This window comes from Streptomyces sp. M41 (assembly GCF_043673425.1).
GTDB lineage: Bacteria > Actinomycetota > Actinomycetes > Streptomycetales > Streptomycetaceae > Streptomyces.
This window is the reverse complement of sequence record NZ_JBIMKE010000018.1, coordinates 1-11816: the sequence shown is the minus strand read 5'-3', so window position 1 is coordinate 11816 and position 11816 is coordinate 1. Positions and strand designations below refer to the sequence as shown.

The window sequence follows — 11816 nt, the reverse complement described above, 5'->3', positions numbered from 1 at the left end:
AGCAGAGACGACAGGTGACAGAAGCGATCCTCCTGGTCGGCGGCAAGGGCACACGGCTGCGTCCGCTCACCGTGCACACGCCGAAGCCCATGGTGCCGGCGGCCGGCGTCCCGTTCCTCACCCACCAGTTGGCGAGAGCGAGAGCGGCGGGGGTCGAGCACATCGTCCTCGCCACGTCGTATCTGGCCGAGGTCTTCGAGCCCTACTTCGGCGACGGCTCGGCGCTCGGCCTCCACCTGGAGTACGTGACGGAGGAGGAGCCCCTCGGCACGGGCGGCGCGATCCGCAACGTGGCCTCGCGACTGCACTCCGGGCCGGACGAGCCCGTCCTGATCTTCAACGGCGACATCCTGACCGGGCTGGACATCGGCGCGCTGGTCCGCACGCACGAGACCTCGGGCGCGGACGTCTCCCTGCACCTGACGAAGGTGACGGACCCGAGGGCGTACGGCCTGGTCCCCACGGACGACACGGGCCGGGTCACGGCATTCCTGGAGAAGCCCCAGACACCCGAGGAGATCGTCACCGACCAGATCAACGCGGGGGCGTACGTCTTCCGCCGCTCCCTCATCGACACGATCCCGACGGGCCGGCCGGTGTCGGTGGAACGCGAGACGTTCCCCGACCTCCTCGCCGCCGGAGCACACCTCCAGGGCATGGTCGACTCGACGTACTGGCTGGACCTGGGCACCCCCGCGGCATTCGTCCGCGGTTCGGCCGACCTCGTCCTCGGCCGCGCCCCTTCCCCCGCGGTCCCCGGCCGCTGCGGCGACCGCCTGATCCTCCCCACGGCCACGGTGGCCCCCGACGCCAAGCTGACCGGCGGCACGGTGGTGGGCGAGGGCGCCTTCGTGGCCGAGGGCGCCCGCGTCTTCGGCAGCACGATCCTCCCCGGCGCCGTCATCGAACCCGGCGCCGTCATCACCGACTCCCTCATCGGCACCCGCGCCCGAGTAGGCAGGCGCTCCGTCCTCACCGGCACGGTCATCGGCGACGGCGCGATCATCGGCGCCGACAACGAACTGAAGGACGGCGCCCGAGTGTGGTGCGACGCCCGGATACCGGCGGGGGCGGTGCGGTTCTCGCCCGATCTTTAGGGGTGGTGCGGCGGCCCGTCATGTTGGCGCCGGTCCAGGCATTTCAGCCCGTCCGGCGTTTGAGGACGAGGTCCGTCCAGGGCCGAAAGCGGGGGTCTGGCGGGCCGCAGGCCCCCAGGAGCCGGGGTCGAAGGGGCAGCAGCCCCTGGAGGACGGGACCGGTAGGGGCGGCGGGGGCGAAACCACACGGCGACAAGCCCCGCGCCGCACCCGTCACCACTGCCCGATATCCACCCGCGGCATCTTCGGCGCCCGCCGCCCCGGCACCCGCCCGCTCAACAGAATCAACCGAGCCGCCCGATGCCGCTGCCCCGCATACGGCTCCAGCAACTCCAGCATCACCGAGTCATCCGCATCCCGATCCCCGGCAAGCGCCCACCCCACGATCCCGGGCAGATGCAGATCCCCCACGGTCACGGAATCCGGCGCCCCATGACTTCGCTGCACGACCTCCGCCGACGTCCACGGCCCGATCCCCGGCACGATCTCCAACCGAGCCTGCGCCTCGGCCGGAGGCATCCGCACCGCTTCCTCGAGCCGCGCGGCAACCCGTACGGCCCGCAGAATCGTGGACGCCCGCTTGTTGTCGACCCCGGCCCGATGCCACTCCCAGGACGGGATCATCCGCCAGGTCTGCGCGTCCGGCATCACACACATCCGCTCGGGCGCGGGACCGGGCGCCGGCTCCCCGAACTTCCGTACCAGCAACCGCCACGCCCGGTACGCCTCATCGGTTGTGACCTTCTGCTCCAGAACCGACGGAATCAACGACTCCAGCACCAGCCCGGTCCGCGTCAGCCGCAACCCCGGCCGCCGGTGCCGAGCGAGTGCCACCAGCCGGTGCCGCGGCACGAAGACGGACGGATCGTCGGCGGCCCCGAGCAGCTCGGGCAGCTGCTCCAGCAGCCACTCGGCCCCCGGCCCCCACGCCTCACCCCGGACCCCGCCACCGCGCGCGGTGATCCGCAAGGTGCCCGGCCCGACGGGGGTGAGGGTGGTCCGCCACACGGCCCCGTCCGGCATCGCCCGGAACGTCGGATCCCCCGGCCCCCGCCGCAGCGGCCCCAGCACCAGCCCGAGGTCGACCGGTTCGTCCGGCACCCAGGTCCGCACTCGCGCGGGCGCCGGAGCCTGTCGCGGTATCCCCGCGGGCACACCGACATGCCCACCGCGCACCGTCGTACGCGTGGGCCGAGGAGTGAAGCGTCCCGCCACGAGGAACCCCGGGGAGCAATCGGATACCGACAAGAACTACGACCTACGACAACTACGACCTACGACAACCACGACCTACGAGAACACGAGCCTATGCGCTTGCCCTGCCCCTCGTCCTGGCGCTGATCCCGGCCACCCGCCCCACCGTCACCGCACCTCGATGAACGCCTCCGCCCCCCGCTCCGGACGCGGCCGTGGCTCCTCCGCAGGATGGCCGACCGCAACCGCGCCCATCGGGTCCCAGTCCTCCGGCAGCCCGAGCACCCTGCGCACCACATCGCGGCAGAACATCGTCGACGACACCCAGGCCGAACCCAGCCGCTCCCCGGCCAGGGCGACCAGGAGGTTCTGCACCCCGGCGCCGGTGGCGACGACGAACATCTCCCGCTCGGCCCCGTCCCGCCGCGGGTCGCCATAGGTGTGCGAACCGTCCATGACCAGGCAGGGGATCACCAGATACGGCGCGTTGCGCAGGACGTCCCCGCGGCGCACCCGCTTGGCGATGGAGTCCTCGCTCTTGCCGTCCCGTCGCAGATCGGCGATCCACGCGTCCCGCATCGCGTCCAGCAGCCGGGTCCGCGACTCCTGCGATTCCAGCAGTACGAAGCGCCAGGGCGTCGTGTGATGCGGCGCCGGTGCCGTCACCGCCGCCGCGACGGCTCTTCGTACGGCCCCGGGGTCGACGGGCTCGTCGGTGAACGCCCGTACGGTACGGCGCTGGGTGACCGCCTCCCTGATCGCCTCCGACGTCCCGAGCCGGAACATGTCGTCACGGGCGGCGCGCACCAGGGCACGCGCCCCCTCCCCCTGCTCCTCGGCCACCACGTGCGCGAGGCCGCGCACCACGGCGACGGGCAGGCCGGCGGCCTTGCCCTTCACCAGGTCACCGGCGGCGGCGAGTTCGTCCGCCGTCGCCACGACGGTCGCGCTGAGCGGATTGCCGTACGCGTCCGTGTCCCCGCGCAGATCGTCGAGGACCCGCACGCCGGCGGCACCGATCGCCACGTCCGTGAGACCGGAGCGCCAGGGCCGGCCGAAGGTGTCGGTGACGACGATCCCGACGTCGACGCCGAGGGCGTCCCGCAGGCCGTCGCGGATGGCCCGCGCGGAGGCGTCGGGGTCCTCGGGCAGCAACAGGACGGTTCCGGCAGGGGTGTTGGAGGCGTCGACCCCGGCGGCGGCCATCACGAGGCCCTGCCGGTTCTCGACGATGCGGACGGGGCCGCGGCGCGCCACGACCCGTACCGTCTCCGCGTCGATCGCCGCCTCCCGGTCGTCCGCCTCGACGATCCGCCCCTCGGCCTTGGAGACGATCTTCGAGGTGACCAGGAGCACGTCCCCGTCGGCGAGGCCGGGCTCGGCAGCGGCGATCAGTTTCGCGAGGTCGTCGCCCGGCTGGACCTCGGGGATGCCGGAGACGGCCCAGACCCGGTAGCCGTCGCCCGGCACCTCGGCGGAAACCTCACCGGCCTGCGGCGACTCACCGGCCTGCGGCGACCCGTCGCCGGACACGTCGCTGGACACATCGTTCAAGCGCCCCGCACCTCCTCCGCCAGCGTCAGCGCCTCACGGGCCATCTGCGCGGTCGTGTCGACGTCGGTCATCATCAGCGGCACGGCCCGGCAGCGGATCCCGGCCTCCTCCACCCGCTCGACGGATCCCGCGTCCACGGTGTCCACGAGCCAGCCGTCCAGCAGCCCCGAGCCGTAGTGCTCGGCGACCGCCGCGGCCGTCGACTCCACGCCGACCGCCGCGAGCACCTTGTCGGCCATACCGCGCACGGGCGCGTCACCGACGATCGGGGAGAGGCCCACGACCGGCACGCCCGCGTCGGCGATCGCCTCGCGGATGCCGGGCACGGCGAGGATCGTGCCGACCGAGACGACCGGGTTCGACGGTGGGAAGAGGATGACGTCGGCCTCGGCGATCGCCTCCAGGACACCCGGCGCCGGCTTGGCCTGCTCGGCGCCCACGGGCACGATCGCCTCGGCGGGCACCGAGGCCCGCAGCCGTACCCAGTACTCCTGGAAGTGGACGGCCTTGCGCTCGCCGTCCACCTCGACCGCGACATGCGTCTCGACCCGGTCGTCGGTCATGGGGATGAGCCGGACGCCGGGCTTCCAGCGGTCGCACAGCGCCTCGGTCACCGCGCTCAGCGGATATCCGGCGCCGATCATCTGGGTCCGCACGATGTGCGTGGCGAAGTCCCGGTCGCCGAGCCCGAACCACTCCGGACCCACGCCGTAGGCCGCGAGCTCCTCCTTGAGGTGGAAGGTCTCGTCGGCCCGGCCCCAGCCCTGCTCCTCGTTGATGCCGCCGCCGAGCGTGTACATCACCGTGTCGAGGTCCGGGCAGACCTTCAGGCCGAAGAGATGGATGTCGTCCCCGGTGTTGCCGACGACCGTGATGTCCGCGTCCGGCACGGCACGCTTCAGACCACGCAGGAACCGGGCACCGCCGATGCCGCCTGCCAGAACCACAATGCGCATGGACGTAAGTCTTGCAGGCGGGTACGACAACGCGTCAGGCAGTCACCGGACGCGGCTCGCCGTGGGCCTCGCAGGCCCGGGGCGTGTGCATCGGCATCTCGGTCAGGCCCGGGTAGTACACGTGCAGGCTCACCGCCGGCTCCAGCGCGTCGTTGACCACCTCGTGCAGATACCCGGGGGCGAACACGCGCTGCGCACCCGCCGCAAGTACGCGTGTGTCGCGCTCGGTGCGCTCGGTCAGCGTGCCGTCCAGCACGGTCAGGACGCCGGAGGAACGGCCGTGGTCGTGCAGTCCGCTGCCCTGGCCGGGGACCCAGGACAGCAGCCACACCTCGTAGCCGGGGCCCGTGCGCAGCCGGTGGTACCAGCGCGTGGTGGCGTCGTACTGGACGAGGTGCTCCCACTGGGACCGCTCGGCGGCGATGGAGCGGGCGAGGCCGACGAACTCGGCGACGGTGGCCGGGTGCTCGCGCGGGGTCTGGAGGAGGTGCGGGACTTCGAGGATGTCGCCGGCGATCTGGAGGTCGCTGTCGCTGTTCATGGGGTGCGGTGGTTCCTCAGTGAAAGAAAGGTCAGAGGGAACGAGAGCCGAGGAAAGGGTGGCTCGGCCTACAGCTGGAGCAGGTGTGGCTCAACAGCTGGGACAGCAACAGCTACAGCGAGCGCGGGCAGCACCGTGGGACCCGGCGGTGCGGGTCGAGGTGAGTGCCAAGTTCGCGAGCATGCCCATAAGGACATCGGTTCGTGCCTTCGGTGTCAACTCGACGCCCAGTGATGTGGCACATGTTTCACCTCATCCGGTCCATCTGGGTGATGAAAGGTTTGTGCACGGGGTTGCCGGGACACATGGCGCACAACCGGGAGCGCATGGGCGTCGTTGCGATCCTGTGATCCGACTGTGATCCGGTTCGCTTCTGTACGCGCGTGCAACGCGATCGAACTTCTGGGCGTCTTTTTCCGTACAGGCTCTGTGTAGGGGTCGGACGCCCTCGAGGCTCTGTCTGCTTGTCAAGGTTTAGGCCGATTTGAACACTTTCCGCTAGGCCTTGGTTCCGCAGAGTGAATAAGGGGCTCAATAGCAGATCTCGGCTTGACTCGCCCGGAGCAGCACACTTGTAATTTCACTCGTGTCGTTCAGCCGAAATCGGTAACGGCAACATCACGGGGACGCGAAAGACAGACGAGGGGCGCACATGACCGAGCTGGTGCAGCAACTGCTGGTCGACGACGCGGACGAGGAACTCGGCTGGCAGGAGCGCGCGCTGTGCGCCCAGACCGACCCCGAGTCCTTCTTCCCCGAGAAGGGCGGCTCGACCCGCGAGGCCAAAAAGGTCTGCCTCGCCTGTGAAGTCCGCTCCGAGTGCCTCGAGTACGCCCTCGCCAACGACGAACGGTTCGGCATCTGGGGCGGCCTGTCCGAACGCGAGCGTCGGCGGCTGAAGAAGGCCGCCGTCTGACGAAACGGCTCACATCCGCACGTACATACGTCACGTACGGCCCGTCGCAGGTGGGTTATCCACAGGCGGCGGGCCGCCGTCATGCCCAGCCGATAGTGTGGTCGCTCGTCCGAGACGCCCCGCTGTCCCCCACGGGCACAGGCGTCCACCGCAGTCCATCGAACCGGGGCCCGTACCTCGATGTCCGTGCACAGCCACCCGGCAGCCCTGCCCGACGCCGCTGCCACACCAGAGTTTCCGCGTCATGTGGTGACGGCGGTGCTCGTCTCCCACGACGGCGCCCGCTGGCTGCCCGACGCGCTCGCCGGGCTGCTCGGTCAGGAGCGCCCCGTCCAGTTCGCCGTGGCGGCCGACACCGGCAGCGCGGACCACTCCGCGCAGCTGGTCACCGACGCCCTCGGGGCCGACCGCGTCCTGCACCTCGCCCGGCGCACCGGATTCGGTCAGGCCGTCGAGGAGGCCAACCGCTCCGCCCCCGTCCTCACCCCGGACGAGCTGACGTATCTGAAACGGCCGAGCGGCTGGGACCCCGTCACGCGCACCTGGCGCGACGACGCCTACGACCTGCCCGAACTCCCCCACGGAGAGCCGGTGCAGTGGCTCTGGCTCCTGCACGACGACTGCGCCCCCGAACCCGACGCCCTGGCCCAGCTGCTGCGCGTCGTGGAGAACGAATACGAGCTCGGCCGTACCGACGTCGCCGTCGTCGGCCCCAAACTGCGCGGCTGGTACGACCGCCGGCAGCTCCTCGAGGTCGGCGTCACCATCGCCAACTCCGGCCGCCGCTGGACCGGCCTGGACCGCCGAGAACAGGACCAGGGCCAGCACGACCACGTGCGGTCCGTACTGTCCGTGTCCACCGCCGGCATGCTGATCCGGCGCGACATCTTCGAACAACTCGGCGGCTTCGACCGGCGGCTGCCGCTGATGCGCGACGACGTCGACCTGTGCTGGCGCGCCACGGCTGCCGGACACCGCGTCCTCGTCGCCCCCGAAGCAGTCGTCCGACACGCCGAGGCGGCCTCCCGGGAGCGCCGCGCCGTCGACTGCGTGGGCCGTACGTCGGCATCCCCGCACAAGGTCGACAAGGCGGGCGCCGCCTACACCCTGCTCGTCAACACCCGTACGGCCGTGCTGCCCTGGGTCCTGCTGCGCCTGGTGCTCGGCACGATCCTGCGGACCCTGGCCTACCTCGTCGGCAAGGTGCCCGGACAGGCCCTCGACGAGATCCGTGGCCTCGTGGGCACCCTGCTGCGCCCCGAGCGGATCATCGCCGGGCGGCGCAGGCGCGGCGCCCCCGTGATCGACAAGGGTGAGCTGCGGGCCCTGTTCCCGCCGCCCGGCGCGACCGTGCGGGCCACCGTCGAACAGGCCGCCGGCAGCCTCGTCGGCAGCTCCGACCCCGAGGTCTCCGCCGGCGCGGGACGGCACGGCAGCGCCATCGAGTCCGGACCCGGCGGCGACGACGCCGACTTCCTCGAGATAGAGCAGTTCGCCCGCGTCAAGCGCATCGCCCGCAAGCCCGGTCCGGTGCTGTTCCTGGTGCTGCTGCTCGCCTCGCTGATCGCATGCCGCGGCCTCCTGGGCGGCGGTGCCCTCGCGGGCGGCGCCCTGCTGCCCGCCCCGGCCGACTCCGGCGAACTGTGGTCCCGGTACCTGGACGCCTGGCACCCGGTGGGCGCCGGCGGCACCCCGTCCGCACCGCCGTACCTCGCGCTCGTGGCGATGCTCGCCTCCACGCTGCTGGGCTCCACCGGCCTCGCGGTCACCGTCCTGCTGGTCTGCTCGGTGCCACTGGCCGGCTTCACCGCCTACTTCGCCTCCCGCTCGCTCGTCGAGTCCCGCCTGCTGCGCGCGTGGGCGGCCATCGGCTACGCCTTCCTGCCCGCCGTGACCGGAGCCCTCGCCGGCGGACGCATCGGCACCGCCGTACTCGCCGTCCTGCTGCCGCTCATCGCGCGCGCGGGCATCGCGGCGAGCGGCCTCACCCATGGCGCCGGGGTGCGCGGCAGTTGGCGCGCGACATGGGCGTACGCGCTGCTGCTGACGATCACCACGGCCTTCACACCGATCGTGTGGCCCATCGCGCTGCTCCTCGGGCTCGGGCTCCTGGCCGTGCGACGCACCGACATCACCGCCTACGCTCTGCGCTTCCTCGCCCAGCTCGGCGTGCCCCTGCTGGTCCTCGCCCCCTGGTCGCTGTCGCTGCTGCCGTTCGGGTTCTTCCGGGAAGCCGGCCTGGAGTACGGCGCCTCGACCGCGTCCGCCGTGGACCTGCTCGGTGCCGGCCCCGGCGGGCCCGGCACCGTCAGCGGGCTCATGCTCATCGGGGTCGTGCTGGCCGCGCTGGCCGCCCTGCTGCGCTCCGAGCGTCAGTTGGGAATCCGGACGGCCTGGGCGGTCGCCCTGGTGGGTCTCGTCTTCGCCGTCCTGTCCAACACCTCCACCTGGGCCGGGCCGGCCACCCTCGTCTACGGCATCGCGCTGCTGGCCGCCGCCCTGCTCGGCGCCGACGGGGCACGCTCGCGTGTCGCCGAGCAGAGCTTCGGCTGGCGCCAGCCGGTCGCCGCGCTGATCGCCTTCGCCGCCGCCGCGGGCCCGCTGCTCGTCGCCGCCGGCTGGATGATCCGCGGCGCCGACAGCCCCCTGGAGCGGCGCGACCCCGTGCAGGTGCCCGCGTTCGTCGCCGAGGAGAGCGGCACCCGCGACCAGGCCCGCACCCTCGTCCTCGACAGCGACTCCGCGGCCCACGTCGGCTACATGCTCGTCCGCGGCTCCGGCGCCCGCCTCGGCGACGCGGAACTCGCCGCCGCCGACGGGGAGAACACCAAGCTCGACAAGATCGTCGCCAACCTCGTCGCCGGCTCCGGCGCCGACCAGGCCGACCAGCTGGGCGCGTTCGCGGTGCGCTACGTCCTCGTCCACAAGGGCGCGCCGCGCGAGGTCGCGCGCGTGCTGGACGCCACGCCAGGGCTGTCTCGGCTGAGCGAGCAGCACGGCAGCGCGCTGTGGCGGGTCGACCGGCAGGTGTCGCGCGCGGCGATCGTGCCCGGCTCCGACACCGAGGCGGGGGCCGGTTCCGGTTCCGGTGAGCCGCAGGCCGTCGCCGCCGGACCCGTCGAGATCCACAGCACGATCCCGAGCGGCTCCGAGGGGCGGGTCCTGCGCCTGGCCGACAGCGCCGACGACGGCTGGACGGCCACGCTGGACGGCAAGCCGCTCACCCCGACCACGGTCGACGGCTGGGCCCAGGGCTTCGAACTGCCCGCGGCCGGCGGCAGGCTGGACGTCACCTACGACGACCCGATCGGCCACACCGCCTGGCTGTGGGTACAGGGGTTCCTTGCCGTGGTGCTCGTCATCATGGCCCTTCCCGGACGCCGCCGTGACGTCGACGACGACCTGCCCGAGGAGCCGGCCGTTCCCGCCGAGGCCGTGGCGGGCGAGGGCCGACGGGCCCGCCGGCTGCGCGCCCAGGCCGAAGCCGAAGCCGAGGCCGAGGGGGCCGGGCAGGGTGGCCCGGGCGGCGAGTTCCCCGCTCCTCCTGCGCAGCCGCCGGCCTCGCCGTCCCCGGCGATTCCGCAGCAGCAGTCCTATGGCGCAGGGGTGTCCGACGCGCCCAGTTACGCGGGCGGGGAGTACAGCGCCTACGGCAGCGGCGAGCGGTACGACAGCGGCGAGCGGCAGTACCCCGCGGGCGGGGCCTACGACCAGACGTACCAGGCGGATCCGTATCAGGGTGGTCAGTACGACCCGTACGCCTACGGCGGGCAGACCGCCGGGGGTGTGTACGACGCGTCGTACGAGGGGTCGTACGACCAGGCGTACCAGCAGGGTTACGACGCCCCGTACGACCCTGCGCAGCAGCACCAGCACGGCAGTGAGCGTTCCGACGGGAGCCAGCAGTGAACCGCACGACCCTGTCCCTGATCGCCGGTGCCTCAGCCCTCGCCGCCGTCACCGGGTTCGCCGCGCTCACCACGCCGGACACCTCCGGCACGGACACCGCCAAGGCTGCCGCCGAGCTGCCCGTGGAGCGCACCAGCCTGGTGTGCCCGGCGCCCAGCGACTCCGACCTCGCCGAGACGACGTACACGTCGTTCACGCCCGTCACGAAGGGGACGGGGAGCGACGGGAAGGCCGAACTGCGGTCCGCGGCGCAGGAGTCGGGGGCCGGGGCGGGGGGCAAGGACGGCAAGGGTGAGAAGGCCGGCGAGGCCGGTGACAAGGCGGGCAAGGGGAGCAAGGCCGACAAGCCTGTCCTCGCGGCCAAGGAGCCGGGGGCGCCGGTCACCGAGGAGGCTTCCGGGGCCGATTCGCCGCCGCTCGTCGGGACCGCGGACGGGAAGTTCGCGCCGGGTTGGACCGTGCAGGAGACCACGGAGGTCTCGGTGGGAGCCGGGCGGGGCCTCCAGGGCGTCAACTGCACCGCGCCGGACACCGAGTTCTGGTTCCCCGGCGCCAGCACGGCTGCCGACCGCACGGACTACGTGCACCTGACCAACCCCGACGGCTCCGCCGCCGTCGTCGACATCGAGCTGTACGGCAAGGACGGTGCCCTCGAGACCACGGTGGGGGAGGGGATCACGGTGCAGCCGCGCTCCGGTGAGCCGATCCTGCTGTCCACGCTGACCAGTGAGAAGCAGGACAACATGACCGTGCATGTGAGTGTGCGCAGCGGTCGCGTGGGGGCCTCGGTGCAGGCGCTGGACGACAAGCTCGGCGGGGACTGGCTGGCGGCGTCCGCCGATCCCGCGGGGAGCCTGGTGATGCCGGGCATACCGAAGGACGCCAAGGCCGTGCGGCTGGTCGCCTTCACGCCGGGGGACTCGGACGCGGACCTGAAGGTGCGGCTCGCGTCGCCTTCCGGCGCGATCACTCCGGCGGGGCACGAGACGCTGCACGTCAAAGCTGGGATGACCAGTGCGGTGGACCTCGGTGACGTGATGCGGGGGGAGGCGGGGTCGCTGGTGCTGACGCCCACGGAGCGGTCCGTGCCGGTGGTGGCCGCGCTGCGGGTCGTTCGGGGCGAGGGTGCCAAGCAGGAGACCGGGTTCATTCCGGCCAGCCGGGCCGTGGGCACGCGCGCGACGGTGGTGGACAACCGGACCAAGGGCACGACGCTGTCCGTGGCTGCGCCCTTCGGGTCGGCGGAGGTCAAGGTGACGGCGTCGGCCGGGAGCGGGGGTGGCGGTACGGCTTCCTCCAAGACGTACACGATCAAGTCCGGGACCACGCGGGATGTGGAGGTGCCGGTGCCGAGCGGTCTGAAGGGCACGTACGCGCTGACGGTGGAGTCGGTGTCGGGCGGGCCGGTGTACGCGGCTCGGATGCTGGCGGTGGCGGCGGGGGGAGTGCCTGGGTTCACCGTGCAGACGCTGCCGGATGACCGGGGGATGGTGGCTGTGCCTGAGGCGGACGAGGACCTGTCGGTGTTGCAGGAGTAGGGCGGCCGGGCGGTTCGGTGGGGGTTCGCGCTGATGCCTGCGGCGCCTGTGCGGGTTCGGTGGGGGCGTGCGTAGCGCTTGCGGGTGGGGTGTGGGTCGGGGGGGGGGGGG

8 protein-coding genes are annotated in these 11816 nt (G+C 72.3%); 4 read left to right on the top strand and 4 right to left on the bottom strand.

Annotated features, from left to right (window positions below):
- Positions 1–14 precede the first annotated feature (14 nt).
- On the top strand, positions 15–1097 hold the full coding sequence (locus ACHBTE_RS21825; protein WP_394725682.1) for a sugar phosphate nucleotidyltransferase: 1083 nt from the start codon (positions 15–17) through the stop codon (positions 1095–1097).
- Between the two features lie 213 nt (positions 1098–1310).
- On the opposite strand, the gene ACHBTE_RS21820 is transcribed toward ACHBTE_RS21825, so the two are convergent.
- The 4 genes from ACHBTE_RS21820 to ACHBTE_RS21805 form a co-directional block, all read right to left on the bottom strand.
- On the bottom strand, positions 1311–2312 hold the full coding sequence (locus tag ACHBTE_RS21820; RefSeq protein ID WP_394725809.1) for a DNA-3-methyladenine glycosylase family protein: 1002 nt from the start codon (positions 2310–2312) through the stop codon (positions 1311–1313).
- Between the two features lie 147 nt (positions 2313–2459).
- Positions 2460–3761: a coenzyme F420-0:L-glutamate ligase gene (locus ACHBTE_RS21815; protein ID WP_394725808.1), complete on the bottom strand. Its 1302-nt coding sequence runs from the start codon at positions 3759–3761 to the stop codon at positions 2460–2462.
- Between the two features lie 80 nt (positions 3762–3841).
- Positions 3842–4801: a 2-phospho-L-lactate transferase gene (gene cofD, locus ACHBTE_RS21810; RefSeq protein WP_394725681.1), complete on the bottom strand. Its 960-nt coding sequence runs from the start codon at positions 4799–4801 to the stop codon at positions 3842–3844.
- A gap of 34 nt (positions 4802–4835) precedes the next feature.
- Positions 4836–5342, bottom strand: coding sequence for a cysteine dioxygenase (locus ACHBTE_RS21805; protein ID WP_394725680.1), 507 nt, complete (start codon positions 5340–5342; stop codon positions 4836–4838).
- A gap of 652 nt (positions 5343–5994) precedes the next feature.
- Here ACHBTE_RS21805 and ACHBTE_RS21800 point away from each other — a divergent pair.
- The 3 genes from ACHBTE_RS21800 to ACHBTE_RS21790 all read left to right on the top strand — a co-directional run bounded on the left by ACHBTE_RS21800 (position 5995) and on the right by ACHBTE_RS21790 (position 11705).
- Positions 5995–6258 carry a WhiB family transcriptional regulator gene (locus ACHBTE_RS21800; protein WP_003975777.1) on the top strand — a complete coding sequence of 88 codons (264 nt, stop codon included), beginning with the start codon at positions 5995–5997 and terminating at the stop codon, positions 6256–6258.
- Between the two features lie 180 nt (positions 6259–6438).
- Positions 6439–10167: a glycosyltransferase family 2 protein gene (locus ACHBTE_RS21795; protein ID WP_394725679.1), complete on the top strand. Its 3729-nt coding sequence runs from the start codon at positions 6439–6441 to the stop codon at positions 10165–10167.
- Positions 10164–11705, top strand: a complete 1542-nt coding sequence (locus ACHBTE_RS21790; RefSeq protein ID WP_394725678.1) for a DUF5719 family protein — start codon at positions 10164–10166, stop codon at positions 11703–11705. The genes ACHBTE_RS21795 and ACHBTE_RS21790 overlap by 4 nt, the downstream gene beginning before the upstream one ends.
- The last annotated feature ends 111 nt before the right edge of the window (positions 11706–11816 follow it).

Coding starts and splice junctions, on each gene's coding strand:
- cofD (WP_394725681.1), bottom strand. CDS start 4,801: ATGCGCATTGTGGTTCTGGCAGGCGGCATCGGCGGTGCCCGGTTCCTG.
- ACHBTE_RS21800 (WP_003975777.1), top strand. CDS start 5,995: ATGACCGAGCTGGTGCAGCAACTGCTGGTCGACGACGCGGACGAGGAA.
- ACHBTE_RS21805 (WP_394725680.1), bottom strand. CDS start 5,342: ATGAACAGCGACAGCGACCTCCAGATCGCCGGCGACATCCTCGAAGTC.
- ACHBTE_RS21795 (WP_394725679.1), top strand. CDS start 6,439: ATGTCCGTGCACAGCCACCCGGCAGCCCTGCCCGACGCCGCTGCCACA.